Here is a 16,609-nt window from a genome sequence, read left to right as displayed (position 1 = left end):
GATTGCAGATCACATTTACTAATGATAATCATTTGCAACTATAATTAACACCCCTTTTCACTGCCTTAACGTATTCATTTCACTGATGGTGTGATCCACAGGTAGTCCGCTGTGTTCGCATCGACCTGTACGCCCGGCTCCGCCAGCATCAGCACCGTCGGCGCCGCCGCCGGTTGCAGATCCCGCACGTGCAGCGGCACGCCCACCGATTTGGCGGCGTGATAGCCGCCGGCGATTAACAGCGCGGGCGTGGGCGCCGCCAGCAAACGTTCCGCCATGCGCCGATCGCGCTGCTGCTGGATCGCCAACATCGCGTGCAGTTGGTCGGCCTCAATCTTGCCGCCGTGCGAAGTGCGGATGGTCTCTTCCAGCGCCTTGCGCACCGCCGGCTGCGCCGATAGCTGCCCCGCCGGGAACTGCGGCTGCTGATAGAACGCCGTAATCTCGCTGCGATCCAGGTTGGCTGACCACAGCGGGTATGGCGCGCGCATCGCCGCCATCGTCACCCCGCCATACAGTTCCCACTTCCAGCCCGGCTGCCAGGCGATCAGCTCCGCCACGCGGCCGTCACGCACTGTGGGGTCGCTCTGCAGCCACCGCTTGACTTTGTCCACCTGCGCCTGCTGGTTCGGGTTGATCATCTCCATCAGCACGCTGCCCTGCGGCCGCCGCGCCGGCAGTTGCTGCACCAGCCATTGCTCAACCTGATGGTGGTAAGGATTGTCATGTTTTTCCCCGACGATCACCCGCGGCTGCTGCGCCAATCGCGTCAACAGCTGCTCCGGCGTCAGGCTCGCACCGCTGTGCAGATCGGTGATGCTCCCCAAACTCGCGATGTCATTGGCCGGTGCCTTCACCGGCGTTTGGCTGCAGGCGCCGAGCGCCAAGGCCGCCAATAAAATCAGATATCTCATCATGTTGTCCCATTAGCGAAAATGGCGACATTATAGATAATAATTATCATTTGCATATAGATCCGACTTAACGATTTTTTTACGCGGCGATCGCCGGTGGCGCATTGCGTTAAAAAGGCATTACGGGTATAACCAATAGCCATTCAGATATTTAGACGTCTATACGGATAGATTATTATGCACGCATCGGCGCCCGCCGCAGGGCAGTTCAAACGCAGCATGAAGGCCCGGCACCTGGTGATGTTGTCGCTGGGCGGCGTGATCGGCACCGGGCTGTTTTTCAACACCGGCTACATCATCTCCACCACCGGCGCGCTCGGCACCCTGCTGGCTTACCTGATCGGCGCGCTGGTGGTGTATCTGATGATGCTGTGCCTGGGTGAGCTGTCTGTGGCGATGCCGGAAACCGGCGCCTTTCACGTCTACGCTTCGCGCTATCTGGGGCCGGCCACCGGCTATGCCGTCGCCTGGCTGTATTGGCTCACCTGGACGGTGGCGCTGGGCTCCAGCCTGACCGCCGCCGGATTCTGCATGCAGTACTGGTTCCCGCAGTCGCCGGTGTGGCTGTGGTGCCTGATCTTCTGCGCGGCGATTTTCCTGCTCAACGTCGTGACCACCCGTTTTTTTGCCGAAAGCGAATTCTGGTTTTCGCTGATCAAAGTGGTGACCATTCTGGCGTTCATCATTCTGGGCGGCGCCGCCATGTTCGGCCTGCTGCCGATGAAAGACGGCACGCCGGCGCCGTTCCTGCATAACCTGACCGCTTCCGGCTGGCTGCCGCACGGCACGCTGCCGATCCTGATGACCATGGTGGCGGTGAACTTTGCCTTCTCCGGCACGGAACTGATCGGCATCGCCGCCGGTGAAACCGAGAACCCGGAGGAAGTCGTGCCGCTGGCGATCCGCACCACGGTGATCCGCCTGATGCTGTTCTTTATCGGCACGGTCTTCGTGCTGGCGGCGTTGATCCCGATGGATCAGGCGGGGATCGTTAAAAGCCCGTTCGTGCTGGTGTTTGAACGCATCGGCGTGCCTTACGCCGCCGATATCTTCAACTTCGTGATCCTGACCGCCATCCTGTCGGCGGCCAACTCCGGCCTGTATGCCTCGGGGCGCATGCTGTGGTCTCTGGCCCACCAGCGCACCCTGCCGGCCTACTTTGCGCGCGTCAATGCGCGCGGCATTCCGATCAACGCCCTGACCTTCAGCATGCTCGGCGGCGTGCTGGCGCTGCTGACCAGCGTGATCGCGCCGGATACGGTGTTCGTCGCCCTGTCGGCGATCTCCGGCTTTGCGGTGGTGGCGGTGTGGCTGAGCATCTGCGCCGCCCACTATGCTTTCCGCCGCGCCTATCTGCGCAGCGGCCAGCCGATAAGCGGCCTGAAATACCGCGCCCCCGGCTATCCATTGACGCCGATCCTCGGCTTTGCGTTGTGCCTGCTGGCCTGTATCGGGCTGGCGTTCGATCCGGAGCAGCGCATCGCGCTCTACTGCGGGCTGCCGTTCGTCGCCCTGTGCTACCTCACCTATTTCCTGACCCGGCGCGCCGGGCAAAAAACCGCTTTGGGAGAACAACATGTCGGTTAACAACCCCGTCGCCCGCCTGCTGGCCGAACAGCCGACGCTGATCCTGGACGGTGCGCTGGCCACCGAACTGGAAGCGCGCGGCTGCGATCTGACCGATCCGCTGTGGTCAGCCAAGGTGCTGATTGAAAATCCCGAGCTTATCTATCAGGTGCATCTCGATTATTTCAACGCCGGCGCTCAATGCGCCATCACCGCCAGCTATCAGGCCACGCCGCAGGGCTTCTTGCGCCGCGGCCTGGATCAGGAGCAATCGCTGGCGCTGATCGCCAAAAGCGTGCAGCTGGCGCAACGCGCGCGCCGTGATTATCTGGCCGAACACCCGCAGGCCGCGCCGCTGCTGATCGCCGGTTCTGTAGGCCCGTACGGCGCCTATCTGGCCGACGGCTCGGAATACCGCGGCGACTATCGGCTGGCGCAGGATGACTTCATTGCCTTCCACCGCCCGCGCCTCGCCGCGCTGGCCGCCGCCGGCGTCGATCTGCTGGCCTGCGAAACGCTGCCGTCGTTCGCTGAACTGCAGGCGCTGCTGACGCTGCTGCAGGAGTTCCCGACGCTCGGCGCCTGGTTCGCCTTCACCCTGCGCGACAGCCAACACCTCAGTGACGGCACGCCGCTGACGGAGGTCATGTCCGCACTGCGCGGCAACCCGCAGGTGCTGGCCATCGGCATCAACTGCATCGCGCTGGACAAGGTCGCCCCGGCGCTGCGTCAGCTGAGCGCGCTGGCCGACAAACCGCTGTTGGTCTACCCGAACTCCGGGGAGCATTACGATGCGGTGAGCAAAACCTGGCACGCCTGCGGCGACGAACACGGCAGCCTGGCCGATCGGGCGGTAGAGTGGCGCGCGCTCGGCGCGCAATTGATCGGCGGCTGTTGCCGCACTACCCCGCAGGATATTCGCGCCATCGCCGCGCGCTACAAGAAATGAGAAAGGAGGTTATTCGGTTAGCCGGCGTAAATGTTCAACGTTGAGGCGGCCTTGGGCTGCTTCAACCGTAATTTCGACCAGTTCTGCGTCTTCCCGCAGTGCAATGCCATTAATACCGAGAAATAGCGCCATGCTTTGGAAGGCCGTGCGCTTATTGCCATCAAGAAAAATGTGACCGTGGCTGATGGAGATGAGATAGAACGCGGCCAAACGGTAAACGTCGGTGACGTTCTCATAGTGGTAAGCATTGAGCACGCGGTTGGCTACAGCCTCAACCTTGCTGCCTTCCTGGCGGCCGTGAGGCACAATTTCAGCATTGAATTCCGCAATATCCTCTGCGGTCAAAAAGATCATCTATTCGCCAGCGCCTTAATCGTATCCGCGTGTTTAGCCTGAATGCGCGCTTTCACTTTGGCTTTGACCAAAACCTCATAGTCGGCCTTACTGATGATGTAAACCTCATCGTGTCCGCGGCGCGTCACTTCCACCGGCTGTTTTTGCGCTTCCAAAAGCACCTCGGCCAAATTGTTTCTCGCCGCCGTGTAGCTAATCGTAGTCATTTTCTTTACCTGTACATGTACATATTTGACGATTATTTGTACCGCGTCCGCTGGAAATAAAAAAGCCCCCGGCGCCTACGGCGCAGGGGGGCCAGTCATTCATCCCGGCCTTACAGCGGTTCGGTCTGGGCTTCCACCACCGCCAGCGCCACCATGTTGACGATGCGGCGCACCGAGGCGATCGGCGTCAGGATGTGCACCGGCTTGGCGACCCCCATCAGCACCGGCCCGACGGTCACCCCTTCCGAGCAGGAGACGCGCAGCAGGTTGTAACTGATGCGCGCCGCTTCCATGTTCGGCATGATCAGCAGGTTGGCCGAACCTTTCAGCGGGCTGTCCGGCATCAGATCGTGACGGATACTTTCCACCAGCGCGGCGTCGCCGTGCATTTCGCCGTCGATCTCCAGCTCCGGCGCCAGCTCGTTCACCAACTCCAGCGTTTTGCGCATCTTGCGCGCCGCCGGGCAATCAGACGAGCCGAAGCTGGAGTGAGACAGCAGCGCCACCTTCGGTTCGATGCCGAAGCGGCGCACGGTTTCCGCCGCCATCAGGGTGATCTCCGCCAGCTGCTCCGGCGTCGGATCGTCGTTGACGTAGGTGTCGGCGATGAAGGTGTTGCCGCTCGGCAGCAGCAGCGCGTTCATCGCGCCGGCGACGTGCGCGCCTTCACGGAAGCCGAACACGTTCTTCACCACGTCGTAATGCTCGTGGTAGCTGCCGATGGTGCCGCAGATCATCGCATCCGCTTCGCCGCGGTGCAGCATGATGGCGGCGATCAGCGTCGGGTTGCCGATCACCGCGCGGCGCGCCTGCTCTTGCGAAACGCCGCGGCGTTTCATGATCTGGTAGTACTCGCCCCAGTATTCGTTGAAGCGCGGATCCGACTCGTTGTTCACCACTTCGAAATCTTTGCCCGGCGTCAGCTGCAGGCCCAGCTTTTTCAGGCGCATCTCGATCACGCTCGGCCGGCCGACCAGGATCGGGAAGGCCAGCCCCTGCGACACCAGCTCCTGCGTGGCGTGCAGCACGCGCTCTTCCTCGCCTTCCGCCAGCACCACCCGCTTCATCTCTTTGCGCGCCTGCGAGAAGATCGGTTTCATGAACAGGTTGGTTTTGTAGACGAACTCCGCCAGCTTCTCCACATAGGCGTCGAAGTCTTCGATCGGGCGCGTCGCCACGCCGGAATCCATCGCCGCCTTGGCCACCGCCGGCGCGATCTTGACGATCAGACGCGGATCGAACGGTTTCGGAATGATGTATTCCGGCCCGAAGGAGAGATCCTGATCGTCATACGCGGAAGCCACCACGTCGCTCTGCTCCGCCAGCGCCAGATCGGCGATGGCATGCACGCAGGCCAGCTTCATCTCTTCGTTGATGGTGGTAGCGCCCACGTCCAGCGCGCCGCGGAAAATGAACGGGAAGCACAGGACGTTGTTCACCTGGTTCGGGTAGTCGGAACGGCCGGTACAGATGATGGCGTCCGGGCGCACCGCTTTGGCCAGCGGCGGCAGAATTTCCGGTTCCGGGTTGGCCAGCGCCATGATCAGCGGATCGCGCGCCATGGTTTTCACCATATCCTGCGTCAGGACGCCCGGGCCGGAGCAGCCGAGGAAGATGTCGGCGTTCGGGATGGCATCGCCCAGCGTGCGCTGGCCGTTATCCTCGATGGCGTAGGCGGCTTTGGTCTGTTCCATATTGGCGTCGCGGCCTTTATAGATGACGCCCTTGGAGTCGCAGACGGTGATGTTCTGCTGACGCAGCCCCAGCGCCACCAGCAGGTTCAGGCAGGCGATGGACGCCGCGCCGGCGCCGGACACCACCAAACGCACGTCGGAGATGTTCTTCTTCACCACACGCAGGCCGTTGAGCACCGCGGCGGTGGTAATGATCGCCGTGCCGTGCTGGTCGTCGTGGAACACCGGGATCTTCATGCGCTCACGCAGTTTCTGTTCGATGTAGAAACACTCCGGCGCCTTGATGTCTTCCAGGTTGATGCCGCCGAAGGTCGGTTCCAGCGCGGCGATAATGTCGATTAACTTGTCAGGGTTATGCTCATCCACTTCGATATCAAATACATCGATACCGGAAAACTTCTTGAACAAAACGCCCTTGCCTTCCATCACCGGCTTACCGGCCAACGCGCCGATATTGCCCAGACCCAGTACCGCCGTGCCGTTGGAAATCACCGCCACCAGGTTGCCGCGCGCGGTGTATTTGTAGGCCGCCAGCGGATCTTCGGCGATCTCGAGGCAAGGCGCGGCTACGCCCGGCGAATAGGCCAGCGCCAGATCGCGCTGAGTCGCCAACGGTTTGGTAGGGGAAACCTGGATCTTCCCTGGGACAGGAAACTGATGGAAATCAAGGGCACTCTGTTTGAGCTGTTCGTCCATTATGGATTCCTTTGTTTTTTGCTTTTATGTTGAGGTAAGGCTTTGAGGCTGCGCCCTGCCGTGGGCCATGGCGCCCAATTACAATGACAGGGCACAGCCTTGAAGTATAGTGAGAGAAACATCACAAACTTTGAAGCGCGCCATAACCTTGGTCGAAAGAGCGTTTTAAAAGTAAAAAAAGAAGGCCTGCGGGACGAGCAGAGAAACGCCGCCGTCAGCGCGGCGGCAGCGTGGCGCGCCAGGCGTTGAGCGTCTCCACCTGGCCGGCGCAAATGTGTAACGAGGTTTGTAATGCCAGGGCATAGCTCACCGCATCGCCCCAGGTCTCCCCCTGCAACTGCGGCTGCTCACAGGGCGCGAACACCGACTCAGGGGGCAACAGCGGCATGGCCTGCGGCGCCGGTGGCCGGGCGCAGGAGCTCAAGCACAGTGCCAGGCAGAGGCCGAGCGGCGCAGGGATCGTTTTTAATCGCTTCACGGTATTTCCTCTGATAAGCCTCGTGTTGCTGGCGCAGCTGCTGTTCCTGCCGCTGCTGCGCCGCCATCAGCGCGCGATTTTGCGCGTCCTGTGTCTGCAAGGTGGCGATAAGCCCCGCCTGCTGCGCCAGGCTTTTTTGCAGTTCCGCCGCCTGTTGCCGCGCGGACGCCAACTGGTGCGACAACAGCGAGCTGTAGCCGCCGAGGCAGATGGCCGCCAGCAACAGCAGCAGCAACCCGCCCTGCATCAGTTTCTGCAGCCAGCCGCTCATGCCGGGTAGTCCCGAAACGCCAGCTGGAAGTGCGGGCCGTCCTTGAGGGTTTTCCATTCGCCGCCCCATTCGACGTTGATGCCGCATTCACGCGCCGCGCGCCGCACCGCCACCGCAATCTGCGCGTAGTAATCCCACTCCCAGGAGACCACGCCCGCCGGCATCGCCACCACGTCCACCGCGTGCCCGGTCAGGTGGCGACTGCGCAGCGTTTGGCTGCTGCCGGCGCGCACCATTTCCCGCTGGCGCGCCATGCTGCGCAGCCCCTCGCTGACGGAAAACGGCACCAGCGAATAACGCAGCGCCAGGCGAATAACGCGCACCAGATCCGGGTGCACGCCGCGCAGGTTCTCTTCGCTGCGGGCGGTAAAACGAATATCTTCAATGTCATTTAACATTTTTAAACCCCGTCTTTTTGCCGATGAATTTTTTAATTAAGGCGTTGATGTAATCCGCCCCCATAAAACCAATCAGTACGCTGGCCAAATTCGCCCACTTTAATTCCAGGCCCATCAACGCCAGCGCATCGCGCACCGTCCAGGCCAATAACGCGCACATCGCCGCATTCAATAAGCGTCGCCGAATGCCCACGTTGCGGTAGGCGCCATGTAATAGCGCCATCACGCCGGCCAGAATGGCGTTCAATACCGGCTGAAGATATTCACATACTCGCTGGACTATTAAGCCAACAGCGTCAGGCTCTATGCTGGACATAGCTCATCTCCTTTTTTATTTTTAATTAAATGCCAATCACGGCCGGTGGGACATCGGATAATCAGAATCTAGTTAAGGATGCTATTACAAAGCAAATGAATAAATACAGGCCCTATGGTCGAATTCATTCACGCTGAACGTTGACACAACACATAAACGCCAAGACAGGCGGCAGTGAATAAAAAATTCATTCTTATGGTGATTTATTTCGACTTTTGTTTTTACGAAAAATAAACATTAATGGCGGTGGGAAATACTTCCCCATCATAAAAACATCCACTCTGGAGAAATACTATGTCCACACGCAAAGCCGTTATTGGGTATTATTTTATTCCAACCAACCAAATCAATAATTACACCGAGACCGATACGTCCGTCGTGCCATTCCCGGTTTCCAACATTACGCCGGCCAAAGCCAAACAGCTGACGCACATCAACTTCTCGTTCCTGGATATCAACAGCAACCTGGAATGCGCCTGGGATCCGGCCACCAACGACGCCAAGGCGCGCGATGTGGTCAACCGTTTGACCGCGCTCAAAGCGCATAACCCCAGCCTGCGCATCATGTTCTCCATCGGCGGCTGGTACTACTCCAACGATCTGGGCGTATCGCACGCCAACTACGTCAACGCGGTGAAAACCCCGGCGTCGCGCGCCAAGTTCGCCCAATCCTGCGTGCGCATCATGAAGGATTACGGTTTCGACGGTGTGGACATCGACTGGGAGTATCCGCAGGCGGCGGAAGTGGACGGCTTCATCGCCGCGCTGCAGGAGATCCGCACCTTGCTGAATCAGCAAACCGTCGCCGACGGCCGCCAGGCGCTGCCGTATCAGTTGACCATCGCCGGTGCCGGCGGCGCCTTCTTCCTGTCGCGCTATTACAGCAAGCTGGCGCAGATCGTCGCGCCGCTCGATTACATCAACCTGATGACCTACGATCTGGCCGGCCCCTGGGAGAAGGTAACCAACCACCAGGCGGCGCTGTTCGGCGACGCGGCCGGGCCGACCTTCTACAACGCGCTGCGCGAAGCCAATCTGGGCTGGAGCTGGGAAGAGCTGACCCGCGCCTTCCCCAGCCCGTTCAGCCTGACGGTCGACGCCGCGGTGCAGCAGCACCTGATGATGGAAGGCGTGCCGAGCGCCAAAATCGTCATGGGCGTGCCCTTCTACGGCCGCGCCTTCAAGGGCGTCAGCGGCGGCAACGGTGGGCAATACAGCAGCCACAGCACGCCGGGCGAAGATCCGTATCCGAGCACCGACTACTGGTTGGTGGGCTGTGAAGAGTGCGTGCGCGACAAGGATCCGCGCATCGCCTCCTATCGCCAGTTGGAGCAGATGCTGCAGGGCAACTACGGCTATCAGCGGTTGTGGAACGACAAGACCAAAACCCCTTATCTGTATCATGCGCAGAACGGGCTGTTCGTCACCTATGACGATGCCGAGAGTTTCAAATACAAAGCGAAGTACATCAAGCAGCAGCAGCTGGGCGGCGTGATGTTCTGGCATCTGGGGCAAGACAACCGCAACGGCGATCTGCTGGCCGCGCTGGATCGCTATTTCAACGCCGCAGACTACGACGACAGCCAGCTGGATATGGGCACCGGGCTGCGCTACACCGGCGTCGGCCCCGGCAACCTGCCTATCATGACCGCGCCGGCCTATGTGCCGGGCACCACTTACGCGCAGGGCGCGCTGGTGTCCTACCAGGGCTACGTCTGGCAGACCAAGTGGGGTTACATCACCTCTGCACCGGGTTCAGACAGCGCCTGGCTGAAGGTGGGCCGCGTAGCGTAAACCATAAAAAAACCCCGTAGCCGAATGCTGCGGGGTTTTCATTGAGTTAACCGTTTGATTTTCGCGTCCCTTCGTCTCTATTCCTTCAGTTGTGGCACCATGGATAGCCGCCATCCCGCACCACTTCGCGGCCCATCAGGCTGTAGACATCGCTTTTACGCGTCAGCCGCTCATGCCACCAGTTAAACCCGGCGCCCTTGCTGGCCGGATGCCACGCCAGCCAAATCATTTCGTCGCCCTTTTGCATCTCCACCGGCACCGTCACCAGTTCGCCGCTGGCCAGTTCTTTTTCGATCAGCGCAGGCGGCAGAAAAGCGTGGCCGATGCCGCGCTTGAGCAGCGCCAGGTTGCTTTCCACATCGCACACCACCAGTTGACGCTGCAAGGGCAGCGTACCGTGATTGCGCTTGGGCAGCTCATGGCTGCTGTCGGCGATCGCGACCACGATGTCGTTCAACCGCTGTTTCTTGCACACCGGCTTTCTCTGCGCCGCGAACGGGTGCGAAGGCGATACGCACAGCACAAAGTTGAGCTTGCCAAGCATCAGGGTTTTGGCCTGCACGCTGTCGGGAATTTGGCCGATGGCGATGATCAGATCCGCCCGGTTGTTCTTCAGCGCATCCCAGGTGCCGTTCAACGCTTCCCGCTGCACCGAGATATTGGCGTTCGGGCAATGCTGAATATAGTCGCGGATATCCTGCGTCAGCGTTTCCAGCGGGAAGAAGGTGTCTACCGCCAGGCGGATATTATTGTCCAGCTTGGGAATGTTGCGCACCCGGCTTTCCAGATCCTGCACCGCATTTAAAATCCAACTGCCTTCCTGCAGGAGAAATTCCCCTTCATCCGTCAGGGTAATCATGGGGCCATTGCGATGAAAAAGTTTCACGCAGAGTTTGCTTTCAATATTGGAAACCCGATAAGAGATCGCCGAAGGCGTTTTATGCAGCGCCTCCGCCGCCATAGAGAAAGATCCGGTGTTCTTGATGGTGCTGATTATTTTAATCGCGTCCAGGGATAATCTAGTCATACAAATTCCTCTTTAAAATAAAATAAGAAAAATGACACTAAATTCCCAAGGTGGTGGCGCACAAAAATCGATCAAATCAAACAAGGGTACTCAACGCAACAAGCAATATACTTCATAAATGAGAGCGCTATCTTAAATACTATTCATCACTACTTGATATAAATTTCATCATAGCGCCGTGCTTTTGCACTGTGACAGTTAAATAAATTCGGCCTAACGATCAAAGATTGTCATCATAATATTTTTCGTTAATAGCCGGTAAAACATTCCGATCTACGGCCAAACCAGAATGGTAAAAATAAAACAAGCCGACAGAAATGGTTATTTCCAATTGCGTTATTAGTCTCTCATTTTTTCGGTGAAATACGCTCAACTTACAACATAATTTCAGTCAGGAGTGACTTATGAACAAAACTTCCCGTACCCTGCTCTCTCTGGGCCTGCTGAGCGCGGCCATGTTCGGCGTTTCACAACAGGCGAATGCTCACGGTTATGTCGAATCGCCGGCCAGCCGCGCCTACCAGTGCAAACTGCAGCTCAACACGCAGTGCGGCAGCGTGCAGTACGAACCGCAGAGCGTCGAAGGCCTGAAAGGCTTCCCGCAGGCCGGCCCGGCTGACGGCCATATCGCCAGCGCCGACAAGTCCACCTTCTTCGAACTGGATCAGCAAACGCCGACGCGCTGGAACAAGCTCAACCTGAAAACCGGCCCGAACTCCTTTACCTGGAAGCTGACCGCCCGTCACAGCACCACCAGCTGGCGCTATTTCATCACCAAGCCGAACTGGGACGCTTCGCAGCCGCTGACCCGCGCTTCCTTTGACCTGACGCCGTTCTGCCAGTTCAACGACGGCGGCGCCATCCCTGCCGCACAGGTCACCCACCAATGCAACATACCGGCAGATCGCAGCGGTTCGCACGTGCTCCTTGCCGTGTGGGACATAGCCGACACCGCTAACGCCTTCTATCAGGCGATCGACGTCAACCTGAGCAAATAATCGGTCAAATGAGGAGATCGTTGAGGGTTCAGCCTGGCGCTGAACCCTTTTTTGCAGGTGTCGCTATTGCGACATGTTGAGGATAGTGCGCACATTGAGCGCGCTGGTGGCGATAATGTCGATGGCACCGGTGCGCAAAGCGCCCAAAATCGCCAGCGCCTTGGTATTCTCGGAAGCAATGGCGATCACGCAAGGGATTTTGCGCAGCTCATCAATGCTCAGCCCGATCACTCTGTCATTCATCACCGTGTCGACATGCTGCCCCTGAGCATTGAAAAAGTCATAGCCGGCGATGTCGCCGATCACGCCCTGATTGAGGCTGGCGTCGATAATCTCGTGCGGCGTAAACCACCCCAATTTCACCATATAACTGTTTTCATTCATGTCGCCAATGCCGACTAACGCCACATCGGCCTTACGCGCACGATCCAGCGTTTCCTTGATCGTGCCGTTCTGCATGAAGGCGTCTTTCAGCGCGCGATTTTCGACGTAGGCCGGCGCATAGAGCGTCTCGCTGCTGCCGCCGAACTTCTTCGCCAAGCGCCGGCTGATATGGTCGGCGTTGATCGCGTCGCCCGGACGGTGGGTGCCGCCGATGCCGCAGATGAACTTGCAGTTGCGTTCCGTCACGCTGCCGACATGATCGGCGATCGCCGCCACGTTGCGTCCCTGGCCGACCGCCAACACCATATCGTCTTTCAGCGACATCGCCAGATAGTTGGACACCAGCGCCGCCACCTGCCGACGCTGTTCCTCTTCGTCCTGATGGTCGAGCGCGATCAACGCGCGGCTGATGGGAAAACGTTCCATCATCTGCTGTTCCAGCCGGGTGCTGAATACCGGGTGATAACGCACGTTGATCTCGACGATGCCTTCTTCCTTGGCGCGCTTGAGCAAACGACCGACTTTGATCCGTGAGATGCCGAACTTTTTGGCGATCTCTTCCTGCGTGATCTCATCCTGATAATAAGCAACGGCGATTTCGGTCAGCAGTTCGTTATCCTGGGACACAGTTTGTTTTTCCATCCGTTAGACGTTTCCCCACGGCAGGCCGGTTGATGATGGCGGAGGGACGATACACGCCCCTCCGACAAGGCTGAATGCCCGCTAGTATAACGCGTTCAGGCGGCAACGGTATTCAGTCGTTGCTCCACCTCGTCCGCCAATCGGGTCAAGAGCAGGCAGCAAGATACCGCGCCGGCGTCCAGTACGCCGCGCGAACGCTCGCCCAGACGGCTGGCGCGGCCGATTTTCGCCACCAGCTCGCGGGTGGAGTCCCGCCCGCGCTCTGCGGCGATTTTCATTTGTTCCAGCGCAGCGGCAAAGTCGTCACCGCGTCCCACCGCTTGCTCAAATGCCGCCACCGCCGGTATCAGCGTATCCATCAGACACTTGTCGCCCACGCCCGCGCTGCTGATGTCCTGCAGTTCGCGCAACCCGCCGTGCAACATCGCCAAAAATGCCTGCTTGTCCAGCACGCTGCGCTCACGGACGCTCTCCGCCATGCCCATGAACAGGCTGCCGTACAGCGGCCCCATCGAACCGCCGATGCCCTCCATCAGCGCATCCGATACCGCATCGAACGCCTGCGCCAGCGTGAGCTCGCGGCCGCGAATGGCATCGCCGCACATCGCGAATCCCTTCGACATATTAATGCCGTGGTCACCGTCGCCGATGGCGCCGTCGATTTCGCTCAGATACTCGCGGTTGCTGACAATGGTTTCTATCAGCCCCGTAACGATCTCACTGCCGTACCGGGTTGAAATTTGTTCCGTCATGATTCACTCCACCTGGGTTAAGCCTAAAGATTGCGCCGGCATGTCCAGCAGCGTTTTCAGTTCGTCATCCAGCGTCATCAGCGTCAGCGTCACGCCCATCATTTCCAGCGACGTGAAGTAATTGCCGACGTAGCGCCGATGCACCCGCACGCCTTTCGCCGTCAACCGACGCTCTATTTCGGCATAATAGATATACAGCTCCATCACCGGCGTGGCGCCAAGCCCGGAGATCAGCAACGCCACCTCCTGCCCCTGTTCCAGCGGCATGTCGTTGAGCACGAAATCGAGCATGGTGCCGGCCATCGCCGACGCCGATTGGATCGGCGATACCTCAATGCCCGGTTCGCCGTGATGGCCGATGCCGATCTCCATCTTGCCGTCTTCGATATGAAAATTGGGTTTGCCGACCGCGGGAATGGTGCAGGAACTGAGGCCGACGCCGATCGAACGACACCGGTCGATGGCCTTTTGCGCCGCGCCGATCACGCCGTCCAGATCGTATCCCTTGGCCGCCGCCGCCGCGCCGACCTTCCACATCAGAATTTCGCCGGCCACGCCGCGCCGTTTATCGATCTCACTGGCCGGCGCCGAGGCGACATCATCGTTGGCCACCACGGTTTTCACCCGTATGCCGGCCGCCGTGGCCTTCTTGATCGCCATCTTGACGTTCATGTTGTCGCCAGCGTAGTTGCCGTACAGGCAAGCGACGCCCGCACCGCTGTCCGCCGCCTTGAAAGCGTCGAGAAAAGCCCCCGCCGTAGGCGATGAAAAAATCTCGCCAATCGCGACGGCATCCAACATGTTTTTGCCGACATACCCCAGGAACGCCGGCTCGTGGCCGGAACCGCCGCCGGTGACGATGCCCACTTTGCCGGCGATCGGCGCAGGCGGATATTTCAACACCCGCGCATTGTCGGTGGCGGCATAATAGTTCGGGTGGGCCAGCCTGTAGCCCTGAATGGCGTCTTCCACTACGTGATCGGGATCGTTAATGATTCTGTTCATCGCGGCCTCTCTGTCGCCTGAATAAGAAATTATTGAATGGTGTAACCGCCGTCGACCACCAGGTTGGCGCCGGTGATCATCGCCGCCGCGTCGCCGGCCAAAAACAGGGCGCTGGCGGCGATATCTTGCGGCTCGGCGAAACGCCGCAGCGGGATTTTCTGCTTCATTTGTTCCGCCACCTCGCCTGACCAGGCCTTACGGCCCAGCTCCGTCAAAACCACGGTGGGCGAAATGGCGTTGACCCGCACGTTGTGCGGCCCCCACTCCAGCGCCAACACCTGGGTCAGACCGATTACGCCCGCCTTGCTGGCGCAATAGGCCAGGTGATTAGGCAAAGCCACCACCCCGGCCTGCGAGGCGAGATTGATGATGCTGCCGCCGCGCTGGCGAATGAAACGGCGCCCCACCGCCTGGCAGGTAAGAAACACGCCTTTCAGATTGACCGCCAGGGTTGCATCCCACGCCGTTTCCGGCAGCTCCTCGGCCGGATGCAGCGCAACGATGCCGGCACTGTTGACCAGCACGTCCAGCCGCCCGAAATGCGCCTCAATCTGCGCTATCGCCCGCTCCACCGACGCGGCATCGGTGACGTCGGCCACGACGCCCACCGCCGCCTCGGCGTCCAGCTGTCGCGCCACTTCAGCAACCTGCGGCGCCCGATCGAGCAGCGCCACGCGCGCGCCGTTTTGCAGATAGCGTTCGGCAATAGCGAGGCCGATCCCCGCAGCGCCGCCGGTAATCAGCGCCACCTTGCCCTGCAGCGAGAGCTCGCGCGGCGCCGTAGTTTGATGATTAATCATAAATTTCCCCTTAAAACTGTGAACTTCACCCTCGGTCAGGATATTTTCGCCAAACTCGCGCCGCGTTCTTCCTGCGCCGTCGCGCTTTCCTTCGGCAGCGTGACAAATTTCATCAGCACGCCGCTGAACAGGTACAAACCGGTAAAGATCCAGATCACGCCAACGGTGCCGAGGCTGCCGATAAACAGCCCCACCACCGCCGGGCCGACAAAGGTGCTCAGGCCGGCACCCAGATTGAGAATCGACATCGCCGCGCCCTTATTGTCCGGCGCCAGCGACGGCATGATGGCCGACAGCGGCACGAACGCCGCCAGGCAGGCGCCGAACAACCCCGCGGCGCACACGGTCAGCAGGTAGTTGGCGCCGAAGAATTGCGGCACGTAGTAGAACATCAGCGTGGTCAAGGCACAGCCGACGCAGCCAAACCACATCACCACATTGCGCCAGCCGAGCCCGTCGCTGATCACGCCGAAAATCAGGTTGAAAATGATGTTGACCGTCCACAGCGCGGCGTACATCTGCAGCCAATGCGTGCGGGTGAACCCCATATCCATCATGTACATGGGCATGAATACGACGAAGCCGTAAGCCGCAGAGGTATTAATGGTGCGCACGATGCCGCCCAGGCCAATCTTCGGGTTTTCAAACGCGATGGTGATGCCCTTCAAGACATAACCCAGCGACGCTTTTTCCCGGTTGCCGCTCTGTGCCGCGCCGTCGTCGCGATTGAGCATCAGAGCAATCACCGCGCCCAGCACGACGAAAATCAGCGCGCTCCACAGCGTGTGGATCTCGCCGAGATAAGGCAGCATGATGCTGGAATACAGCACGCCCAGCACGCTGAGCCCGCCGCTGTAGACGAACCAGAAAATCCCCACCGCCGACCCCAGCCTTTCCGGCGGCGCCTCATACGCCACCCACACCAGAAAACCGTAGGCGAACAACGGATAACCCAAGCCGCGCAGCGCATAGGTCGGCACCATGATCGCCAGGTTGTTGCTCGGCAGGCCGAACGTCAAAAAACACACCGAACCGAACAGAAACAGCAGCAGGCCGGCCAACATCACCCGCCGGGCGGTAAAGATTTCCGCCAACACGCCGGAAAACCAGGCGGCGATGGCGGCCGCAAAGCCATAAACGCTGAACAGCAGCGCCGATTCCTGAATGCTCAGCCCTTTGCCAATCAAATAAGGCGACAGCCAGCCCTGTTCCAGCCCTTCGCCCATCATGAACACCAACACGCCGGCATAGCCCAGCAGCAGTTTCGGTGACAGACCAATGCGATGAATCAGTCCATGCAACATAGAACACCCCAGCACATGTGATTATGGAGGCGCAGGCTCGCCCGCACCCGAGGAACGACGC

The 16,609-nt window shown here is 59.6% G+C and carries 18 protein-coding genes; 4 read left to right on the top strand and 14 right to left on the bottom strand.

Translation table 11 applies throughout. The features are described 5' to 3' along the window. Positions 1-74: 74 nt before the first annotated feature. A complete protein-coding gene (locus AC2CGQ_RS01650) occupies positions 75-914 on the bottom strand; it encodes a ChaN family lipoprotein (protein WP_031300575.1) in 840 nt (279 codons plus the stop codon). Positions 915-1,091: 177 nt separating this feature from the next. Between AC2CGQ_RS01650 and mmuP the strand changes: the two genes are divergently transcribed. Both mmuP and mmuM read left to right on the top strand, forming a co-directional pair. Further along, a complete protein-coding gene (gene mmuP / locus AC2CGQ_RS01645; protein ID WP_172574871.1) occupies positions 1,092-2,501 on the top strand; it encodes an S-methylmethionine permease in 1,410 nt (469 codons plus the stop codon). Continuing rightward, positions 2,491-3,429 (top strand): homocysteine S-methyltransferase, encoded by a 939-nt coding sequence (mmuM, locus tag AC2CGQ_RS01640; RefSeq protein ID WP_172574872.1) that lies wholly within the window; start codon positions 2,491-2,493, stop codon positions 3,427-3,429. Before mmuP ends, mmuM begins: the two co-directional genes overlap by 11 nt. Before the next feature lie 9 nt (positions 3,430-3,438). Here the strand turns inward: mmuM and AC2CGQ_RS01635 are convergent, their stop codons facing one another. From AC2CGQ_RS01635 to AC2CGQ_RS01605, 7 genes are all read right to left on the bottom strand, one after another. Continuing rightward, entirely contained in the window at positions 3,439-3,783 is a 345-nt protein-coding gene (locus AC2CGQ_RS01635) for a type II toxin-antitoxin system death-on-curing family toxin (protein WP_156865800.1), read from the bottom strand. After that, positions 3,780-3,989, bottom strand: coding sequence for a type II toxin-antitoxin system Phd/YefM family antitoxin (locus AC2CGQ_RS01630; protein ID WP_004936539.1), 210 nt, complete (start codon positions 3,987-3,989; stop codon positions 3,780-3,782). The genes AC2CGQ_RS01635 and AC2CGQ_RS01630 overlap by 4 nt, the downstream gene beginning before the upstream one ends. Positions 3,990-4,099: 110 nt before the next feature. Then, on the bottom strand, positions 4,100-6,379 hold the full coding sequence (gene maeB / locus AC2CGQ_RS01625) for an NADP-dependent oxaloacetate-decarboxylating malate dehydrogenase (protein ID WP_004936542.1): 2,280 nt from the start codon (positions 6,377-6,379) through the stop codon (positions 4,100-4,102). Between the two features lie 214 nt (positions 6,380-6,593). Beyond that, positions 6,594-6,767 carry an Rz1-like lysis system protein LysC gene (lysC, locus tag AC2CGQ_RS01620; protein ID WP_004936544.1) on the bottom strand — a complete coding sequence of 58 codons (174 nt, stop codon included), beginning with the start codon at positions 6,765-6,767 and terminating at the stop codon, positions 6,594-6,596. After that, on the bottom strand, positions 6,748-7,128 hold the full coding sequence (locus tag AC2CGQ_RS01615; protein ID WP_033632420.1) for a DUF2570 family protein: 381 nt from the start codon (positions 7,126-7,128) through the stop codon (positions 6,748-6,750). The genes lysC and AC2CGQ_RS01615 overlap by 20 nt, the downstream gene beginning before the upstream one ends. After that, the gene (gene chiX / locus AC2CGQ_RS01610) at positions 7,125-7,505 is read right to left on the bottom strand and encodes an L-Ala D-Glu endopeptidase ChiX (RefSeq protein ID WP_459213968.1); all 381 of its coding nucleotides are present in this window, start codon (positions 7,503-7,505) and stop codon (positions 7,125-7,127) included. The genes AC2CGQ_RS01615 and chiX overlap by 4 nt, the downstream gene beginning before the upstream one ends. Positions 7,506-7,515: 10 nt before the next feature. Further along, positions 7,516-7,842, bottom strand: coding sequence for a phage holin, lambda family (locus AC2CGQ_RS01605; RefSeq protein WP_004936551.1), 327 nt, complete (start codon positions 7,840-7,842; stop codon positions 7,516-7,518). A gap of 294 nt (positions 7,843-8,136) precedes the next feature. Here AC2CGQ_RS01605 and chiB point away from each other — a divergent pair, with 294 nt between their 5' ends. After that, a complete protein-coding gene (chiB, locus tag AC2CGQ_RS01600; protein WP_021505639.1) occupies positions 8,137-9,636 on the top strand; it encodes a chitinase ChiB in 1,500 nt (499 codons plus the stop codon). Between the two features lie 85 nt (positions 9,637-9,721). Here chiB and AC2CGQ_RS01595 read toward each other — a convergent pair whose 3' ends face one another. Further along, on the bottom strand, positions 9,722-10,663 hold the full coding sequence (locus AC2CGQ_RS01595) for a LysR family transcriptional regulator (protein ID WP_031300578.1): 942 nt from the start codon (positions 10,661-10,663) through the stop codon (positions 9,722-9,724). Between the two features lie 404 nt (positions 10,664-11,067). On the opposite strand from AC2CGQ_RS01595, the gene cbp21 reads away from it, so the two are divergent. Beyond that, positions 11,068-11,661, top strand: coding sequence for a chitin-binding protein/chitosanase CBP21 (cbp21, locus tag AC2CGQ_RS01590; protein WP_484593430.1), 594 nt, complete (start codon positions 11,068-11,070; stop codon positions 11,659-11,661). Positions 11,662-11,724: 63 nt separating this feature from the next. On the opposite strand, the gene AC2CGQ_RS01585 is transcribed toward cbp21, so the two are convergent. From AC2CGQ_RS01585 to AC2CGQ_RS01565, 5 genes are all read right to left on the bottom strand, one after another. Then, entirely contained in the window at positions 11,725-12,687 is a 963-nt protein-coding gene (locus AC2CGQ_RS01585) for a sugar-binding transcriptional regulator (protein WP_004936575.1), read from the bottom strand. Positions 12,688-12,782: 95 nt separating this feature from the next. Next, positions 12,783-13,439: a dihydroxyacetone kinase subunit DhaL gene (gene dhaL, locus AC2CGQ_RS01580; protein WP_004936578.1), complete on the bottom strand. Its 657-nt coding sequence runs from the start codon at positions 13,437-13,439 to the stop codon at positions 12,783-12,785. Between the two features lie 3 nt (positions 13,440-13,442). After that, positions 13,443-14,444 carry a dihydroxyacetone kinase subunit DhaK gene (locus AC2CGQ_RS01575; protein WP_004936581.1) on the bottom strand — a complete coding sequence of 334 codons (1,002 nt, stop codon included), beginning with the start codon at positions 14,442-14,444 and terminating at the stop codon, positions 13,443-13,445. A 29-nt stretch (positions 14,445-14,473) separates the two neighbouring features. Next, positions 14,474-15,244: an SDR family oxidoreductase gene (locus tag AC2CGQ_RS01570; protein WP_016926758.1), complete on the bottom strand. Its 771-nt coding sequence runs from the start codon at positions 15,242-15,244 to the stop codon at positions 14,474-14,476. A 35-nt stretch (positions 15,245-15,279) separates the two neighbouring features. Then, entirely contained in the window at positions 15,280-16,548 is a 1,269-nt protein-coding gene (locus AC2CGQ_RS01565; protein ID WP_004936588.1) for an MFS transporter, read from the bottom strand. Positions 16,549-16,609: the final 61 nt, after the last annotated feature.

The sequence above is a fragment of the Serratia sp. DFXYC6 genome, assembly GCF_057196085.1.
Note: the sequence above shows the minus strand (reverse complement) of the source record. Positions and strands in the feature narration are given on the sequence as shown.

Coding starts and splice junctions, on each gene's coding strand:
- AC2CGQ_RS01565 (WP_004936588.1), bottom strand. CDS start 16,548: ATGTTGCATGGACTGATTCATCGCATTGGTCTGTCACCGAAACTGCTG.
- AC2CGQ_RS01630 (WP_004936539.1), bottom strand. CDS start 3,989: ATGACTACGATTAGCTACACGGCGGCGAGAAACAATTTGGCCGAGGTG.
- mmuM (WP_172574872.1), top strand. CDS start 2,491: ATGTCGGTTAACAACCCCGTCGCCCGCCTGCTGGCCGAACAGCCGACG.
- AC2CGQ_RS01635 (WP_156865800.1), bottom strand. CDS start 3,783: ATGATCTTTTTGACCGCAGAGGATATTGCGGAATTCAATGCTGAAATT.
- AC2CGQ_RS01585 (WP_004936575.1), bottom strand. CDS start 12,687: ATGGAAAAACAAACTGTGTCCCAGGATAACGAACTGCTGACCGAAATC.
- chiB (WP_021505639.1), top strand. CDS start 8,137: ATGTCCACACGCAAAGCCGTTATTGGGTATTATTTTATTCCAACCAAC.
- AC2CGQ_RS01650 (WP_031300575.1), bottom strand. CDS start 914: ATGAGATATCTGATTTTATTGGCGGCCTTGGCGCTCGGCGCCTGCAGC.
- AC2CGQ_RS01615 (WP_033632420.1), bottom strand. CDS start 7,128: ATGAGCGGCTGGCTGCAGAAACTGATGCAGGGCGGGTTGCTGCTGCTG.
- maeB (WP_004936542.1), bottom strand. CDS start 6,379: ATGGACGAACAGCTCAAACAGAGTGCCCTTGATTTCCATCAGTTTCCT.
- mmuP (WP_172574871.1), top strand. CDS start 1,092: ATGCACGCATCGGCGCCCGCCGCAGGGCAGTTCAAACGCAGCATGAAG.
- AC2CGQ_RS01570 (WP_016926758.1), bottom strand. CDS start 15,244: ATGATTAATCATCAAACTACGGCGCCGCGCGAGCTCTCGCTGCAGGGC.
- AC2CGQ_RS01595 (WP_031300578.1), bottom strand. CDS start 10,663: ATGACTAGATTATCCCTGGACGCGATTAAAATAATCAGCACCATCAAG.
- dhaL (WP_004936578.1), bottom strand. CDS start 13,439: ATGACGGAACAAATTTCAACCCGGTACGGCAGTGAGATCGTTACGGGG.
- cbp21 (WP_484593430.1), top strand. CDS start 11,068: ATGAACAAAACTTCCCGTACCCTGCTCTCTCTGGGCCTGCTGAGCGCG.
- AC2CGQ_RS01605 (WP_004936551.1), bottom strand. CDS start 7,842: ATGTCCAGCATAGAGCCTGACGCTGTTGGCTTAATAGTCCAGCGAGTA.
- lysC (WP_004936544.1), bottom strand. CDS start 6,767: ATGCCGCTGTTGCCCCCTGAGTCGGTGTTCGCGCCCTGTGAGCAGCCG.
- AC2CGQ_RS01575 (WP_004936581.1), bottom strand. CDS start 14,444: ATGAACAGAATCATTAACGATCCCGATCACGTAGTGGAAGACGCCATT.